This is a genomic window from Stenomitos rutilans (genome assembly GCF_059505485.1).
Window position 1 is genome coordinate 1 of record NZ_JCACKR010000063.1, and the last position, 16,041, is coordinate 16,041.

Below are 16,041 nucleotides of genomic sequence, written 5' to 3' on the forward strand. Positions count from 1 at the left end.
AGAACTTGAAAGGTCATGTTGGCTAACTTCGTTCTTATTTCCCGACAGCTCTATTGATACCGTTGACGCTCACGTTGAGTTTCATCCTTGCCCCGCTTGATTACACTAGGGCTGGTACACTTGGGGCAGTAAACACCCGCTCTCCAGCGCATCTGGCGCACTGTTTCGTAGCATTTAGCATCGTCTATCAGATGGGTTAAGTTCAAGTTGAGCATGAGCGTAGATGAGTCGTTTCCCTGCTGATAGGATACCAATCTGTGCCTCTCGCTTCACCTCCCCGTAACACCTATTGAGCCAGGCAAAAGGTAAAAGTGAGAGTGGGGAGTAGGGAAAAGGCTAAAGGCTAAAGGCTAAGAAGCTGATTGCTGATAGCTGTCTTAACTCAAAACTCTCACCTGCCTCCCCCTCTCCCCCTGCTTCCCCTGCTGCCTCCCCCTTCCTCCTTTCTCAAAATCTCAAAACTTTTCCTCCCCTCGTCCCCTTCCAATGCTAGAGTCTTACGCATGACAAGGGGAAGACGCACACAAGCCGCAGAACTGGAAGTCCGGTTACTGCGCGAAGGTATTATCGAATCCAAACATTATGTCCAGGCGGTTATTTGCGATACCCGTGGGCGTAATTTGTTGGTGGCTGGCAGTGCAGAGACGGCAACGTTCGTGCGTTCTGCATTGAAGCCGTTTCAAGCCCTGGCCGTGACAACGACAGGGACGTTAGAGCGCTATGGCTTGAGCGATCGCGATCTAGCGATTATCTGTAGCTCCCATCGAGGCACGATCGAGCAGGTGCGTCAGGCATTCAACATTCTTTGGCGGGCAGATGTTGACCCTACAGTGCTTCAATGTCCGGTGCCATTCGGTAGGCGGAGTCGGTTGGAATACAACTGCTCTGGCAAACATGCGGGGATGCTTGCTGTCTGCCAGCAACGTAATTTCCCCCTCAGCAGCTACCTCCAACGTAGCCATCCTGTGCAGCAATTGATTTTGCAAAAGGTTGCCGAACTGCTTCGCATGCCTGCCGAAGAGTTCATTAGCGCGCGGGATGACTGCGGTGCGCCCACATATTTTATGCAGCTAGGGCAAATTGCGTCACTCTATGCCCGTCTAGCCTCTGGCGACAGTTTAGATATGGAACGGATCGTCCGGGCGATGACCCATCATCCCACGATGGTGGCGGGTGAGGGCGAGTTTGATACTGAACTGATGCGCTTAACGGAAGGTGAGTTGGTCAGCAAAGCAGGTGCAGAAGGCATTCAGTGCGTTGGGCGACTGGGTGAAGGGATGGGCTTAGCCATCAAAGTGATGGATGGGGCAAAACGGGCCAAATATGCTGTCGCGATTCACCTTCTCAAACAAATGGGTTGGATTAGCCCCTCAGTGTCTGAAACGCTGTCAGAAAGCTTTATGACGATGAGCAATGTCACGCGGCTCGAAGTTGCAGGTGAACTGTCCATGCTATGAGCCTTGTGCTTGAAAGGCGGATAGCAACCAGGCAACGACCTGGCTATCGTCTTGCTCTCTTCGCATAGTCATCGCTTCACACAAGACGGCTAGGTCGAGTCCCGGCAAAACCTGAGAGTGGTCAATGCGTCTGCTGCCATTGTTGTTCGCAATCTGAAACGCTATAATTTGCGCCTTTTCAACGTCCACCACCCAGTATTCAGCGATCGCCATGTCTTCGTAAAGCAACCGTTTTTTGCCCAAATCCGCATCCAGCGATGAATCCGCTACTTCGATCGCCAAATCAGGAGCAGGCGTGTCATCCAGGTTTGTAATGCTGCTTCCTTGGGGGGCAAGTGTGGTGCGATCGCCCACGTAGTAGGACACATCTGGCTGCGCTTCACGAACCTCCGTTTTGCGATAGCTACAGTTAATGAATCCTTTAATTGGAACGCCTTTGAGAGCGCAGAACAGCGTAATGGCGATATGAACGATGCTGTTATCGCTAGCGTGATCCGGCCCTACTCCCATTGTTTCAATCCTCATTCGTCCATTGAAGTAGTACCCTTTTGCTTTGGCGTAAGCAGGATCGTCAATGAGCCGCAGGTACTCATCCCAGGTGGCCGTAACCCAAGTATCAGTGAGCAATTTAGGCTGGAGTTGAACCATAATCGTGTGCGATCGCGACTGTCTCAACAATAGCGGCTTCCAACGCTGGTTGCTCAGTGATCAATCAGAAGTAACTGTCTGTTTGTCTATAACGAACCTATTTGATTTGTGAAGATGATTCTGGTTTAGCAATCAGCTTTCAGCGGTCAGCGATTAGCTTTTACTTTTACCCTAACCCCCACTCCCCCTTTTACCCTCTACCGATCGCATCGAAACAATGTGAGCTGAGACACGATCCAACCAGGGAGGCTGTTAAGATTCAGTACATAAGATTCAGAAAAGCTCTCCCGGTATCCCATGAACGACACAGTCCTGCAAGTCAACAACCTTGAAGTTCAGTTTCAACCGGATGGGCGGCTGATCAAAGCAGTGGATGGCATCTCGTTTGAAGTGAAACGGGGGCAAACGCTGGGCATTGTGGGCGAATCGGGTTCAGGCAAATCGGTGACATCGCTAGCAGTGATGGGGTTGGTGCCGTCTCCGGGCAAGGTGACGAATGGCGAAATTCTCTTTTGGGGGGCTGAAAAGGGAGCACAGGCGATCGACCTCACAAAAATTCCCAAACGTCAGCTTGAAGACTATCGGGGCGGCGAGATTTCGATGATCTTTCAGGAGCCGATGAGTTCGCTCAATCCGGTTTATACGATCGGCTTTCAGTTGGTAGAAGCGATCCGTCTGCACAAGCGAGTGACGCAAAAAGAAGCGGGACGAGAGGCGATCGCTCGTCTTCAAGAAGTGCGCTTACTGCCAGATGATGAGACGATCAAACGACGCTATCTAGAGGATCTTCAACGCAGCAGTCCTGATGGCCCGTTGCCACCCGCTTCAGAGCTAGAACACCAGGTGTTTCGGCAGAAGATAGCCTTTCTCAATCGGTATCCGCATGAATTGTCCGGCGGACAGATGCAACGTGTGATGATTGCAATGGCGATCGCCTGTGACCCTGCTCTCTTGATAGCAGACGAACCGACAACAGCGCTAGATGTCACCGTTCAAGCAACCATTCTGGATCTCCTGCGAGACTTGCGCGATCGCCGGGGCATGTCCATGATGTTCATCACCCATGACTTGGGCTTGATTGCTGAAATTGCCGACACCGTTGCCGTCATGTATCAAGGCAAAATTGTCGAAGCAGGTCCCGTGCTGGACATTTACGCCAATCCCCAACATCCCTATACCAAAGGGCTGTTGACCTGCCGACCCCGACCCGATCGTCGCCTGCATCTACTGCCCACCGTATCGGACTTTATGCAGGTCAGCACCTCTCCATCGGGCGAACTGCTGATTGAAGAACGCGAAACCAATGTTGATCGTACCCTCGAACTTGCCCGCGAAGTCAGCCCAGAAGAACTGGAGCAGCGCTTGGCAACCCTGCATCAGGCAGCGCCCTTACTCTCCGTGCAAAACCTGCGTGTCACCTTTCCCGTTCGCGGCATGTTTGGACAAACCAAACGCTACTTTATGGCAGTCAACGATGTATCGTTCGAGGTCTATCCGGGTGAAACGCTGGGACTGGTAGGCGAGTCTGGCTGTGGCAAATCCACGTTGGCACGCACCATTTTGCAACTGATCAAACCCGCCAGTGGTTCTGTACGCTTCGAAAATCAAGAAGTCACCACGCTCTTACCCAACGAGATGCGACGGTTGCGGCGCGAGATGCAAATCATTTTCCAAAATCCCTTTGGCTCGCTGGATTCGCGCATGACGGTGGGCAAAGCCGTGATGGAACCCATGCAAATCCACGCCAAGCCCAGAGAACGGCAGGAACAGCGGCAACGCGCCGTCTACTTATTAGAACGAGTGGGCTTGAGTGCCGATGCCATGAACCGCTATCCTCACGAGTTTTCCGGCGGACAACGCCAGCGGATCTGCATTGCCCGATCGCTCGCCCTCAACCCCAAATTTATCATCTGCGACGAATCCGTTTCAGCACTGGATGTCTCGGTGCAAGCGCAAGTCCTCAACCTGCTCAAAGAACTCCAAAGCGAATTTAACCTCACCTACATCTTCATCTCCCACGATCTGAGCGTCGTGAAGTTCATGAGCGATCGCATTATGGTGATGAACAAAGGCGCGATCGAAGAAATCGGTCCCTCCGAAAGCATCTACCGCGCACCGCAAACAGCATACACGCGCCAACTCATTTCAGCCATTCCTGTCAGCAGTTTGGAGAGAATTCGCGATCGTCAAGCCGATCGTGGTCTCTCAGTCGGATAAGTAATCCTTCGCACTCAAGGCATTTGATGTAATCAGTGCTTTCCTATGAAATTCGAGTGGAACCCATATAAAGCAGAATCAAACGCTAAAAAGCATGGGGTTAAATTTGAAGAAGCATCTACGGTATTCAACGATTCGTTATCTGTCACCTTTCCCGATCCAGATCATTCAGTGGGAGAGAATCGCTACGTTATCATCGGTGTATCAAGGTTCGGACAGCTTCTAATCGTTGCCCATACCGATCGAGGCGAAAAAGTACGAATCACTAGCGCTCGCAAAGCCAATCGTCAGGAGAGAAGGTTTTATGAACGGAGAAATTAATGCCGAAATGGACGATGAATTGCGTCCTGAATATGACTTTTCTCAGATGGAAGGCGGAGTCAGAGGCAAGTACGTTGAGCGTTACCGGGCAGGTACAAACCTGGTGCTTCTCGATCATGATGTTGCTCAAGCGTTTCCAACTGAGGACGCTGTAAACGAAGCATTGCGGTTGCTAATGCAAATTGCCCAACGGCAGACAGCCAATAATCCGGTTGGAGTGGAATGAAGAAAGTCTATCTATTTCATTGTCTCTTGCTGCTTGAGGGCAGTAACCCTAATGAAAAATAAGGATAAATTAGAACAAGACTTTTTAGAATTAAGTGTCGATGGAGCAGATATTGCAATTGACCTGTTGACTGAAAGTGAGCTTCTTAGAGATATACCAGTTGCAGGCTTAATTTATAAGCTTGGCAAAACTTTAAGCTCAATCCCAGATGTGATTTTCTTGCATAAAGTTGGGGAATTCATCAAAACAATTAATGAGAAAACAACAGAGAATCAGAGAGTCGCTTTTACTGAAGAACTTAAAAAAGATAAGGAAAAAAGAGATAAGCTCTATAATACTATCTTCCTAAAAATTGACAAATTTGATGACCTGTATAAATCTAATTTGTTTGCAAAAATATTTTCCTGCTTCATCACAAACAAAATAAGAAAAGAAGAATTCAGCGCTCTTTCATCTGCTCTTAACTCGGCACCTATTGAAGAGCTGAAGACCTTCTCTACGTCCTACTGAAAGGACAGAAATCGTTTCATTAGAAATACATACGGATCATCCAATAAAAATTATGGAAGCCTTTTATCAACTTGCTTGGTTGCCATTGATCTTAATAGTAGGAATCAAAGCCTGAATCGAGGCCTGAGAAGCCTGATGCTTTATGATTTAGATTTTATGATTACAGAATTAGGCTGTTTGTATGCTTATGTTGCGGAAGATTTTGAAGCTTACTTCTCTCTTGTAAAAGAACTAGAAGGAGTTGATCAAAGAAACAAGAATAAAATGTATGTGTTTGAAAAGCCTTCTTCTTGCGAAAAGCTTAGGTTAGAGGTTCAGCAAAAATTTCCGCCAAACAAATAGCTGTATACTGCACGCTCTAAATAATTCTTTAAAGCGAACTACTTAAAGTCACTGCTGGAGGGACAAAAGTTATTGACAATCGTTAGCTAGGAACATTAGTACGATCGCTCCTCTTCAAAATCCAATCAAGCACCACGAAACTCGACAGAGGCTCTGAAATGAGCGACTGTCCTTCAGCTAAAATCAAAGGATGAAATCATAACGAGTTCAAGCAAACGGACGTTGCTAGAGGATAAGAGGCACATGGAAAATCGTGAGCAACTAATTCAAGAAATCGAACAGGCTCCTGATGATTTAGTACAACCAGTGCTGGATTTTTTACATCGGCTGAAAGCTGTACGCCAAAATCATCCGCTTGCAAAGTTTGCAGGCATTTTGAGTGACGCAGAGGCGGAAGAGCTACAGCGAACCATTGCAACCGACTGCCGACAGGTCGATGTGAATGAGTGGTGAAATTGCACTGGATACGTCTGCCGCCGTTCGTTTCTTGAATGGAGATATAGCTATCGCCGCAAGAGTTCTGGCTTTGCCGGAAATAATACTACCGATAGTCGTTGTCGGAGAATTGCTGTTTGGAGCCGAAAACTCGACACGTCCGCTGCAGAATTTGCCACGCTATCTAGAGTTTTTAGAAGCTTGTGTTGCAGTGCCTTTAGGGAAGGAAACAGCAGTCGCTTATGCTCAAACTCGGTTGATGTTGAAGCGCAAAGGGCGACCCATCCCAATGAACGATGTATGGATTGCTGCTCAGTGCCTAGAACATCGCTGGGTGCTGGTCACAGATGATACAGACTTTGATTATGTGGATGGACTGGTTTTGGAGCACTGGTAGCACGATCGCCCCTCTCCCAAATTTTCTAGAGCATCGCAAAACCCAACACATGCTCTGAAGTGGGCGATCGACCACCGTATCTCTTGTTGCCCTAATCAATAGCCTTCGTACACGCCGTGACGAAATTAGTCGTAAAGTGCTGCTATAAGTAGGGTCATTGCATACTTAACAGCGTCGATCGAAATTAAGCTCTATGTCTACCTTGATGGTTCAACTGTTGCTCATTGGTTTGGCTGCTGGCATTGCTGGTGGCATGTTTGGCATCGGGGGTGGCGCGATTATGGTGCCTGCAATGGTGCTGCTGTTGGGAATGGATCAGAAGTTTGCGACCGGAACCTCGATCGCGGCTCAAATTCTGCCGATCGGTCTTCTCGGTGCTGTTGTGTACTACAAAGAAGGCAACCTCAGCATTCGAGATGCCCTTTTCATTGCCGCAGGTCTGTTTGTCGGCTTTTTGTTTGGCGCGATCTTTGCCAATCAACCGTTTATCACCAGCACTTTAATGAAAAAGCTCTACGGCATTTTTCTGTTCGTCATTGGCGCGCGGTATCTCTTTTTTCGATAAGAAATCAGTCCAAAATGGATGTAACTTGGTGCCCAAACGCTTCTATGAGTGCTTGCATACATCCTGTGCCGCCGTAAGGTGAACTGTAGGAGCTAAACTCCAAACGTGCTATCTGGTGCGAAAGGCGGCGGCGACCCAGTAACTCGTACTCGCCATTCTCAAACGCCTCAATCATAGAACCAAAATCCCACGGCGTTTTAAGCGCTAAATCGTTCCATCGTTGCTCAACAGGTGTCGCAAACCATCGTTGCGCTCAATCCTGCTGTTCCGCTTCAGTTGGGTGCCAGAAATGAGATTGTGCTTCTGCGTCAAAGAATGCCAGCCAGTAATCATCAGGCGGAAACGTATTTGTACGCTTTGCTTCACATAAGGCTAAAATCACTGCTTCGAGCTGTCTAAACTGCGCCTCGTTCCCGATCGCAAATTCAACAAAAAAGCTGTTCATTGCTTTTAGACGTTGAAGAACTAGCCTGTGACAATCCGCTGGTATTCGCGTTCGGTGATCATGTCCTGGGTGCTTTCCAGGCGATCGACGAAGACGATGCCATTCAGATGGTCGAGTTCATGCTGGAAAATACGCGCTACAAAGTCAGTCAGTTCTTGTTTGTGCCGTCTGCCGTTGCGGTCTGTGTATGCAACTTCGATCGCCTGGTAACGAGGGACGTGGCCCCGAATGCCCGGAATGCTGAGGCACCCTTCCCAGCCTTTGACAGTTTCATCAGAGTGAGCCAGAATGCTTGGATTAATCATCGCAGTCGGCTCCATCGTTGGCGCGTTGGGATAGCGTAAATTAGGACGCGATGCCACGATAAAGAGGCGATCGGACTGGGCCACTTGCGGTGCGGCAATGCCAACCCCATTTGCCTCTTTAACCGTTACCAGTAAATTGTCAATCAGGGTTTGAATGCGATCGGACTGCACATCCTCTACGAACTGCGCCGTCTGGCGCAAGATGAGATTCCCTAACTCAATCACTTCAAGCAATTCAGGCATATAAGGACACGCTAAATAGACATCTTTAATATAGGCGTGCAACAGGCGGTAGAGCAATTTTTCCCCGCCTGTCCCTACCTGTACTGGCACGAGAGGTTGTTCCCCTCAATTGGTTAAGGTGGAGAGGCGCAAGCCTCCCGTAAGGCCATAAAATTGCGCGTTAACGCCGCTCTAACGGTTAGGCAGCGCCGAGAAATTCAAAGCCGCTACAATCAAGACCACACCCCAAGGCTCAGCTAGACCGAGAGATTCATCCCAGTTGCCAAACGATTCGCAACTGGGTGCATCGTGAGCGCGCGCGTGATCGGATCAGTGCGCCTCAGCCCCCATCGGGTAGTCAGTGCTACCTCTAAGCCAGCCGTCGTGCATTACCACCAGCGGCCTCCCGACCAGAACCCGCTGTGGATGGCTTCTGCACTCAAGCCCCAGTCTTCTCAAGCCAACCGAGACATGGTGCTCCGGCTGCTCCAATACGCAAAGTTGACGAGTGCGTCCACAACGAGTGGCAGAAGACAAAGCCTATACAGGGCGACGGATTCGCCGCTACTTGCAGCGACGAGGCATTGGAGCCGTCATTCCCCGTTTGATACCGATTTAAAGAATGACGGCTACAGATCAATCGGTGGGTAGGGGCAAGGCATTGCCTTGCCCCTACAGGATGTGTCGCATTTTCAATTCAAATCGATATGAGCAATGAACCGCGTCGAGGTACACGCGCTTTGACAGTCAAGCTTATCAGCAGCGCAACCGCATTGAACGCACCTTCAATTGGTTGAAGCAGTTTCGTCGCATTGCCACTCGCGATGAGAAACGAGGCGAGAATTAGCTTGCCATGCTCACCCTTGCTGCCATACTTCTTTGGCTTTAGGTTTTAAAGCACACCCTAACCCCTAACCCCTTCTCCCCATGTCCTTCACTCTTTTCCTTCAAAACATCCTCAACGGCCTGTCGATCGGCAGTGTCTACGCCATCTTCGCCCTGGGCTACACGCTCGTCTTCTCCATCCTGGGGATTATCAACTTTGCTCATGGGGCCATCTTTACGCTGGGTGCCTATTTCACCTACGTGTTGATCGGCGGCGCGTTTGGGTTTAATGGCTTGCTAGCTAATGCGATGTTGCCGATGAAGATGCCGTTTTGGGCAGCGATCGTCCTTAGTGGTATCCTCTCCGGCCTTGTCAGCGTACTGGTGGAACGGCTGGCCTTTCGACCGTTGCGACAGAGAAGAGCCGATCCATTGCTAACTGTGGTATCTAGCCTGGGGGTGGCATTTGTGATTGTCAACCTGATTCAGTATCTCGTCGGTGCCGAAAGCTATACCTTTCCCGCTGATACCTATGGCACCTTACCGCCTGCGATTAACTTCGGTACCGCAGACAACCCGATTCCCATTCGCAGTGTGCAGATTGTGATCTTTGCCGTCTCAGCCGTCATTTTGACGCTTCTCACGTACCTGATTAATGCCACTAAGTACGGCAAGGCGATGCGAGCTGTGGCAGAAGACGCGACTACTGCGAGCCTGTTGGGGATTGATACCGATCGCTTCATCGTCCTGACCTTCTTTGTCAGCGGCTTTCTGGGCAGTCTGGCAGGCACCCTCGTTGGCTCCAGCGTCAGCATTGCTGGCCCTTACTTTGGCATTGGCTTTGGGTTAAAAGGGTTGGCAGTGATCGTGCTGGGTGGGCTGGGCAGCATTCCCGGTGCAGTGGTGGGAGGGCTGGTCATTGGACTCATCGAAGCGTTTGTGCCAGGAGAATTTTCTGCTTATAAAGATGCCGTTGCCTTTGGGCTGTTGTTCATCATGCTCATGGTGCGCCCACAGGGCTTACTGGGACGATCGTTCGTGCAAAAGGTTTAGGATGTGCAGAGCATTGAGGTTGCGTCTCTGAAACTTGCTGAAGAGCGATCGAGACTCGTCAGTGAGAAGCCAAGACTCGTCCGAGAGTCGTCAACACTTGTGGGTGAGTATCAAAGACTCGTCCGAGAGTGATCAACACTTGTGAGTGAGTAGTAAAGACTCGTGGGAGAGCGATCAACACTCGTTAGCGAGTAGTAAAGACTCGTCGGAGAGCAGTAAAGACTCGTCAGTGAGTATCGAAGACTCAAGCCGATCGTGGTTTTGATTGCGGCTGCAACGCGATCGCTCACCAGCGAAACTTAATACACCTCAAGCAGCAGTTGTTTCCTTTGGCGCTTTTGTCCGCATCGCTTTGAAGCGTTCACCCAACTGCTCTGCGATCACTTTCAGTCCGGGAGTCTTTTTTGCTGCCGTCTTCACGTAGTCATACACCGTCAGGCTGCTGCTCATTGCCTCACTGCTGACAGCGATCAGCGTATCGTCTACCTTTTCAGTCAACTGCTGCAACCCCAAATGGATATCGCTCAGGGTCGCCGCAAGCTGATAGTCACTCGCAAACTCATCCACATCAAAACTGGCAGGCAGAATGCCACGATTAGACTGAGCAGCGGTGAGGCTATTGCTGACGAAGGCAAGACTTTTGTTGCCCATCTTGAACAGTTTGCGACGCTCTTCGACGGTGAGGTTCACTAGAAAAGGGAGCTTGGCTTCAATGGTGGCAAGGGCATCTTTGATGTCCTGCACATCAGTTTCAGTGAGCTTCGCAGAAATGTTTTGGTACGGCATAGGGTCGATACTCCTGTCGTTAAGTAAGGGTCATTGCTCTAGAAGAAGAATTCCCTTGAATGGGGGCGATCGCGCATCTCTCTTATCTTTTCATTGATTTAGTCTTCTTGGCATCAACTCCTCTAGCATTTCCGTGCTATATCTCTTTCCCTTCGGCTACAGTATGAAACAACCTACTAGATGCCAGCGATGACAGACGAAGAACTGCTTCAATTAATCAAACAAACTGCAGAGCAAGGGGTTGCTAATTTTGATCTCTCCTTCAAAAGGCTAACATCACTGCCGATGGAGATTGGCTGTTTACAGAATCTAGCTAAGCTGTCGATCAACCGCAACAAATTGAGTGCGTTACCGCCAGAAATCGGTCAATTGCGAAATCTAGCTACACTTGATCTTCAAGTCAACCTACTCAATGTCCTAATACCAGAAATTGGTGAATTACAAAATCTAACTACGCTTCGCCTTAATAACAATCTACTAAACGAATTGCCGTCAGAAATTAGACAGTTGAGAAATTTGATATTTTTTGATCTTAGTCGTAACTCACTAAACACTCTACCACCAGCTATTGGGCAGTTAGAGAGTCTCACTATACTTGATCTACATAACAATCAATTAAACAAACTACCTTTTCAAATTGGACAGTTAAAGAACCTGGCAACGTTTGATCTTAGTCGCAATTTACTAAATACGCTGCCATCAACGATTGGACAGTTAGAGAATCTCACGTCACTTGACCTCAGTAATAATCAAATAAGCTTCCTTCCAGCAGAAATTGGGCAGTTGAAGAATCTCACGTCACTTGACCTCAGTAATAATCAAATAAGCTTCCTTCCAGCAGAAATTGGGCAGTTGAAGAACTTGGTAACACTCAATCTTACCAATAATTTGTTGAATATTCTTCCACCAGAGATCGAGCGTCTACAGAACCTGCAAAGCCTTAGCATTAGCTACAACCAATTGCATGCACTGCCACCAGAAATCGGACAGTTGCGTAATCTGACTACATTGAATTTTAATGAAAACCCTTTAGAATCACCTCCACCAGAAATTTTAAAGAAAGATATTCGAGCGATTAAAAGATATCTTAAGCAACTGAAGGTAGAAGGAAAAGATTTTCTCTACGAAGCTAAAATGCTCATACTTGGTGAACCAGGTGCTGGAAAGACTTCTTTAGCTAAGAAAATTGAACATCCAGATTATTTGTTACAGGAAAATGAACGTTCCACCGAAGGTATCGAAGTTATTCAGTGGTGTTTTCTTCTGATGAATGGCAAAGAGTTTCGGGTTAATATATGGGACTTTGGTGGTCAAGAGATCTACCATGCAACTCACCAATTTTTTCTCACTAAGCGCTCTCTCTATACCTTAGTAGCTGATACTCGAAAAGAAGATACTGATTTTTACTACTGGCTTAATATAGTGGAATTATTGAGTGATAATAGTCCATTATTGATCATTAAAAATGAGAAGCAGGATCGTAAACGAGAGATCAATGAGCGTCAACTACGTCAGTTCACAAACTTGAAAGAAACCCTAGCAACTAATCTCAAGACAAATCGTGGAATACCTGAAATTCTCAACAAAATTCAGCATCACATTAGTACATTGCCGCATGTTGGTGCAGAGCTACCCAAAACGTGGGTCAAAGTACGAAAAACTTTGGAGCGCAAACGTCGCAACTACATCTCTTTAAAGGAGTATCTCGCAATTTGTCGTAAAAATAGTTTCATAGCAGAGGATGCTCTCCAACTTTGCGGATACCTACACGATTTAGGCGTTTGCCTCCATTTCCAAGCAGACGAACTGTTAAGACGAATCGTAATTCTCAAACCAGCTTGGGGTACTGCTGCTGCCTACAAGGTACTAGACAATCCCCAGGTAGTTCAAAACCTGGGCAGATTTACCCGTACCGACTTAGCCCATATCTGGCACGAAGACCAGTATGCCGACATGCGAGCAGAGTTGTTGAAGCTCATGATGAACTTCAAGCTGTGCTACGAAATTCCTGGCGCTCCCGGCACCTACATTGCGCCTCAACTCCTCACCGAGAACCAGCCCGACTATACCTGGGATGCCTCCAACAACCTGATGTTGCGCTATGAATACGAGTTCATGCCCAAAGGGATTCTCACTCGCTTCATTGTGGAGACCCATTCGCTCATTGATTCCCAGTCCTATGTTTGGCGCAGCGGTGTCGTGCTCAAACAAGACCAGGCAAGAGCAGAAGTCATTGAACACTATCGCTATCACAAAGGCGAAATCTGGGTGCGGGTATCGGGCAAACGCAAGAAAGAGTTAATGGCTATTGTCCGGCACGAACTGAAGCAAATTCATGCTTCCTACGGCGATCGTCTTAGAAAAAGCGAACTTGTACCCTGCAATTGCTCCACCTGCAAAGATAGCCAAACGCCTCACTTCTACCGCCTTGAAGATCTCAACCGTCGCCTCGATAACAAGCGATACCAGGTTGAATGCGAGCAAAGCTACAAGTCTGTTGAAGTCCGCAGTCTAATTGATGAAGTGATTACCAGAAATTCTGACGACAACAAACCACTGTCCATGCCACAACCCACTGTCCGCGATCAAGTTTTCATTAGCTATAGCCATAAAGATCAACAATGGCTGGAAGCACTACAGATTCACCTCAGGCCCATGATCCGCAATCAAACGCTCAAACCCTGGGATGATACCCAAATCAAGCCCGGTGCCGAATGGCGCAAAGAAATTACCGCTGCACTCGCCGCTGCCAAAGTTGCAGTCTTGCTCGTCAGCCCTGACTTTCTCGCATCCGATTTCATTGACAAGAATGAACTACCACCCCTGCTTGATGCGGCAGAAAATGAAGGGCTAACAATTATCTGGATACCTATCAGAGCCAGCGCTTATAAAGTTACCGCGATCGAAAAGTACCAGTCTGCTCATCCTCCCAACCAGCCTTTAGCAAGATTGAACAATGACGATCGTGATCAAGCCTGGGTAGACATTTGTGAGAAAATTCAAGCTGCTGCTAACTCCTAACAATGGAACGATCGCCCTTGAGCCAATCATGCAGGGGCGATCGTTAATAGCCGTTAAGGGCGATCGTCATACTGTGAAAGGGCGATCGCTATTCCATTTTGGTGGCGGCGATTGTTGAGGCGCGATCGCTTTATGTAATCTAAGCCGCACTACAGACTGTTGGCTCAGGCAAGGGATCACCAACCGCTTCGTAGGCAATCGTCAAAGATTCTAATGCCTCAATGCCATTGGTGACGGCTGCCTCATACGTATCTCCATGCGTCCGCCACTGCTGCCCAGGAAAATCAGGAAAGCCAACCAGAAAGCAATCGTCTTCGTCAGACCACTGAATTACCATTTGATATTTGAGTTTAGTCATCTTGCTCCCTCTCCTTGACTGCCTCAATGGCTGCTTGCACTTCCTTCTCCTGGTAACGTTTTGCGTCCGCTCCATCCCTACCAGAAACCGTGGATTTTCCCAGCATACAAAGAATGTACCCAGTTCGTATGACTTCCTTTGCCTGGACGTTCGCTAAAACCAGCTTGTCGCAGCAGTTGCTTTAGCTCTCGAATCTTTTTGGGCATTGCTAAAGTCTAGCGCTTCTCTAATAGCGAGAGAAGTCTAGCATCCGCAGGGACGATCGATCTTGCGCTCCAATCATGCAGGGGCGATCGTGCATGCAAAAGGTTTAGGCTAAAACTATTTGCAAGGTTACGGATAGGGCAATGGTGCGGATCGGCGATCGTCGGCTCCAGCAGTGTATCCTGGGATGAGCAACCCGCTTAGAATGAGAACGATCTGTGCTTGACCTGAAGCTAATCCGCGAAAAGCCCGACTTGGTGCGCGAGAAACTCAACGCTCGCAATGGTATCTATGACCTTCAGCCGCTGTTGCAGTTAGACGAACAACGCCGATCGCTGGAGCAGGAGCGATCGCAGCTTCAGGCGCGGGGCAACGAAATCGGCAAACAGGTCGGGCAACAGATGAAAGCGGGCGTAAAGCCGGATGATCCAGCCCTACAGTTGCTCAAGGACGAAGGCAACCAGGTTAAAGCCAAATTGAGCGATCTGGAACCCCAGGAAAAAGACCTGAAAGCGCAGATCGAAGCACTGTTGCTGACATTTCCAAATTTGCCTGGTGACACCACGCCGATCGGCAAAAACGAAACCGAAAATGTGGAAGTGCGTCGCTGGGGCGATGAATATAAACCGCAGCAGGAAGGTATCTTGCCTCATTGGGAAATTGCCGAAAAACTTGGCATTCTTAACACCGAACGGGCAACGAAACTGGCTCAAACCCGGTTTGTCGCGCTACTGGGTGCAGGTGCAGCCCTAGAGCGATCGCTGATTAGCTTTATGCTCGATCGCCAAACCGCCGCAGGCTACCTCGAAGTGCTGCCACCGCTTCTGGTCAATACTCAATCGCTGACGGCCACCGGGCAGTTACCCAAGTTTGCCGAAGAAAGCTTTCAGTGTAAAGATGATGACCTCTGGCTAATTCCTACAGCCGAAGTGCCCGTTACCAACCTTTACCGGGACGAAATTCTCACAGCCGATGATCTTCCCATTCATCACTGTGCCTATACTCCGTGCTTTCGTCGTGAGGCTGGCAGCTATGGGCGCGATACGCGTGGACTTATTCGGCTACACCAATTCAACAAAGTGGAATTGGTCAAACTTGTGCGCCCCGAAACCTCTGAGCAAGAGCATCAAACCCTGGTACAAAACGCAGAGGCTATTCTGCAAGCCCTAAAGTTGCCGTATCGCGTGGTTGAACTTTGCACAGGCGATTTAGGCTTTGGTGCGGCCAAATGCTACGACCTGGAAGTGTGGCTTCCTGCTGCCGGAACCTACCGCGAAATCTCAAGCTGCTCCAACTTTGGTGACTTCCAGGCGCGACGCGGCAACATTCGCTTTAAAGAAGCAGGCAAAAAGGGCACAGAGTTTGTCCATACGCTAAACGGCTCTGGTTTAGCCGTCGGTCGCACAATGGCAGCCCTTTTAGAGAACTATCAGCAGCCAGATGGCACTGTTAGCATTCCAGAGGTTTTGCAGCCGTTTTTGGGGCGATCGGTGCTGTAGAGAAGGCCGAGGGCAGGAGGCAGAAGGTAATCCTCTCAACTCGACTCTTTGACGTGTAAGCTTGACCGTTCAACCGTTCAACTTGGCTCTCCGAGTTCAAACCTCAATGCTTCGAGTTCAGTCCTCACGCTTTCAACCTCCAGACTCAACTTTCCGAGTTCCAAGCTCCATCTTTCGACCTCCAAGCTCGACCTTTCGAGTTCAG

At 48.9% G+C, this 16,041-nt stretch carries 20 protein-coding genes and 1 pseudogene; 14 read left to right on the forward strand and 7 right to left on the reverse strand.

Annotation, left to right across the window (positions count from 1 at the left end; translation table 11 throughout):
- Positions 1 to 50: 50 nt before the first annotated feature.
- A complete protein-coding gene (locus AC5JLP_RS11165; protein WP_496068011.1) occupies positions 51 to 215 on the reverse strand; it encodes a transposase in 165 nt (54 codons plus the stop codon).
- Positions 216 to 503: 288 nt separating this feature from the next.
- On the opposite strand from AC5JLP_RS11165, the gene AC5JLP_RS11170 reads away from it, so the two are divergent.
- Positions 504 to 1,457 carry an asparaginase gene (locus tag AC5JLP_RS11170; protein WP_496068012.1) on the forward strand — a complete coding sequence of 318 codons (954 nt, stop codon included), beginning with the start codon at positions 504 to 506 and terminating at the stop codon, positions 1,455 to 1,457.
- Here AC5JLP_RS11170 and AC5JLP_RS11175 read toward each other — a convergent pair.
- The gene (locus AC5JLP_RS11175; protein ID WP_496068013.1) at positions 1,452 to 2,105 is read right to left on the reverse strand and encodes a Uma2 family endonuclease; all 654 of its coding nucleotides are present in this window, start codon (positions 2,103 to 2,105) and stop codon (positions 1,452 to 1,454) included. The two genes, AC5JLP_RS11170 and AC5JLP_RS11175, sit on opposite strands and share 6 nt — an antisense overlap.
- A 297-nt stretch (positions 2,106 to 2,402) precedes the next feature.
- Between AC5JLP_RS11175 and AC5JLP_RS11180 the strand changes: the two genes are divergently transcribed.
- The 8 genes from AC5JLP_RS11180 (at position 2,403) to AC5JLP_RS11215 (ending at position 7,118) form a co-directional block, all read left to right on the forward strand.
- A complete protein-coding gene (locus AC5JLP_RS11180) occupies positions 2,403 to 4,322 on the forward strand; it encodes an ABC transporter ATP-binding protein (RefSeq protein ID WP_496068014.1) in 1,920 nt (639 codons plus the stop codon).
- 45 nt (positions 4,323 to 4,367) lie between these two features.
- On the forward strand, positions 4,368 to 4,643 hold the full coding sequence (locus tag AC5JLP_RS11185; RefSeq protein ID WP_496068015.1) for a BrnT family toxin: 276 nt from the start codon (positions 4,368 to 4,370) through the stop codon (positions 4,641 to 4,643).
- The gene (locus AC5JLP_RS11190; protein WP_496068016.1) at positions 4,627 to 4,869 is read left to right on the forward strand and encodes a hypothetical protein; all 243 of its coding nucleotides are present in this window, start codon (positions 4,627 to 4,629) and stop codon (positions 4,867 to 4,869) included. Before AC5JLP_RS11185 ends, AC5JLP_RS11190 begins: the two co-directional genes overlap by 17 nt.
- Positions 4,870 to 4,920: 51 nt before the next feature.
- Complete coding sequence (locus AC5JLP_RS11195; RefSeq protein ID WP_496068017.1) at positions 4,921 to 5,379, forward strand: hypothetical protein; 459 nt, start codon at positions 4,921 to 4,923, stop codon at positions 5,377 to 5,379.
- Between the two features lie 135 nt (positions 5,380 to 5,514).
- Positions 5,515 to 5,721 carry a hypothetical protein gene (locus tag AC5JLP_RS11200; protein WP_496068018.1) on the forward strand — a complete coding sequence of 69 codons (207 nt, stop codon included), beginning with the start codon at positions 5,515 to 5,517 and terminating at the stop codon, positions 5,719 to 5,721.
- 243 nt (positions 5,722 to 5,964) lie between these two features.
- On the forward strand, positions 5,965 to 6,174 hold the full coding sequence (locus tag AC5JLP_RS11205; protein WP_496068019.1) for a hypothetical protein: 210 nt from the start codon (positions 5,965 to 5,967) through the stop codon (positions 6,172 to 6,174).
- Positions 6,164 to 6,553: a type II toxin-antitoxin system VapC family toxin gene (locus tag AC5JLP_RS11210; RefSeq protein WP_496068020.1), complete on the forward strand. Its 390-nt coding sequence runs from the start codon at positions 6,164 to 6,166 to the stop codon at positions 6,551 to 6,553. Before AC5JLP_RS11205 ends, AC5JLP_RS11210 begins: the two co-directional genes overlap by 11 nt.
- Positions 6,554 to 6,746: 193 nt before the next feature.
- The gene (locus AC5JLP_RS11215) at positions 6,747 to 7,118 is read left to right on the forward strand and encodes a TSUP family transporter (protein ID WP_496068021.1); all 372 of its coding nucleotides are present in this window, start codon (positions 6,747 to 6,749) and stop codon (positions 7,116 to 7,118) included.
- Between the two features lie 4 nt (positions 7,119 to 7,122).
- Here AC5JLP_RS11215 and AC5JLP_RS11220 read toward each other — a convergent pair whose 3' ends face one another.
- The 3 genes from AC5JLP_RS11220 to def all read right to left on the reverse strand — a co-directional run bounded on the left by AC5JLP_RS11220 (position 7,123) and on the right by def (position 8,201).
- On the reverse strand, positions 7,123 to 7,293 hold the full coding sequence (locus tag AC5JLP_RS11220; RefSeq protein ID WP_496068022.1) for a hypothetical protein: 171 nt from the start codon (positions 7,291 to 7,293) through the stop codon (positions 7,123 to 7,125).
- A gap of 78 nt (positions 7,294 to 7,371) precedes the next feature.
- On the reverse strand, positions 7,372 to 7,563 hold the full coding sequence (locus AC5JLP_RS11225; protein ID WP_496068023.1) for a hypothetical protein: 192 nt from the start codon (positions 7,561 to 7,563) through the stop codon (positions 7,372 to 7,374).
- 20 nt (positions 7,564 to 7,583) lie between these two features.
- Positions 7,584 to 8,201 (reverse strand): peptide deformylase, encoded by a 618-nt coding sequence (gene def, locus AC5JLP_RS11230; RefSeq protein ID WP_496068024.1) that lies wholly within the window; start codon positions 8,199 to 8,201, stop codon positions 7,584 to 7,586.
- Between the two features lie 631 nt (positions 8,202 to 8,832).
- On the opposite strand from def, the pseudogene AC5JLP_RS11235 reads away from it, so the two are divergent.
- Together AC5JLP_RS11235 and AC5JLP_RS11240 are read left to right on the forward strand one after the other, a co-directional pair.
- Positions 8,833 to 8,937 (forward strand): annotated as a pseudogene (locus tag AC5JLP_RS11235) (transposase); the annotation flags it as partial.
- 80 nt (positions 8,938 to 9,017) lie between these two features.
- A complete protein-coding gene (locus tag AC5JLP_RS11240) occupies positions 9,018 to 9,968 on the forward strand; it encodes a branched-chain amino acid ABC transporter permease (RefSeq protein ID WP_496068025.1) in 951 nt (316 codons plus the stop codon).
- Between the two features lie 309 nt (positions 9,969 to 10,277).
- Here AC5JLP_RS11240 and AC5JLP_RS11245 read toward each other — a convergent pair whose 3' ends face one another.
- Positions 10,278 to 10,754 carry a hypothetical protein gene (locus AC5JLP_RS11245; protein ID WP_496068026.1) on the reverse strand — a complete coding sequence of 159 codons (477 nt, stop codon included), beginning with the start codon at positions 10,752 to 10,754 and terminating at the stop codon, positions 10,278 to 10,280.
- Positions 10,755 to 10,943: 189 nt separating this feature from the next.
- Between AC5JLP_RS11245 and AC5JLP_RS11250 the strand changes: the two genes are divergently transcribed.
- Both AC5JLP_RS11250 and AC5JLP_RS11255 read left to right on the forward strand, forming a co-directional pair.
- Positions 10,944 to 13,775 carry a COR domain-containing protein gene (locus tag AC5JLP_RS11250; RefSeq protein WP_496068027.1) on the forward strand — a complete coding sequence of 944 codons (2,832 nt, stop codon included), beginning with the start codon at positions 10,944 to 10,946 and terminating at the stop codon, positions 13,773 to 13,775.
- A complete protein-coding gene (locus tag AC5JLP_RS11255; protein ID WP_496068028.1) occupies positions 13,744 to 13,893 on the forward strand; it encodes a hypothetical protein in 150 nt (49 codons plus the stop codon). Before AC5JLP_RS11250 ends, AC5JLP_RS11255 begins: the two co-directional genes overlap by 32 nt.
- 21 nt (positions 13,894 to 13,914) lie before the next feature.
- Here the strand turns inward: AC5JLP_RS11255 and AC5JLP_RS11260 are convergent, their stop codons facing one another.
- On the reverse strand, positions 13,915 to 14,133 hold the full coding sequence (locus AC5JLP_RS11260) for a type II toxin-antitoxin system HicB family antitoxin (protein ID WP_496068029.1): 219 nt from the start codon (positions 14,131 to 14,133) through the stop codon (positions 13,915 to 13,917).
- Between the two features lie 422 nt (positions 14,134 to 14,555).
- Here AC5JLP_RS11260 and serS point away from each other — a divergent pair, with 422 nt between their 5' ends.
- Entirely contained in the window at positions 14,556 to 15,836 is a 1,281-nt protein-coding gene (gene serS, locus AC5JLP_RS11265) for a serine--tRNA ligase (RefSeq protein ID WP_496068030.1), read from the forward strand.
- Positions 15,837 to 16,041: the final 205 nt, after the last annotated feature.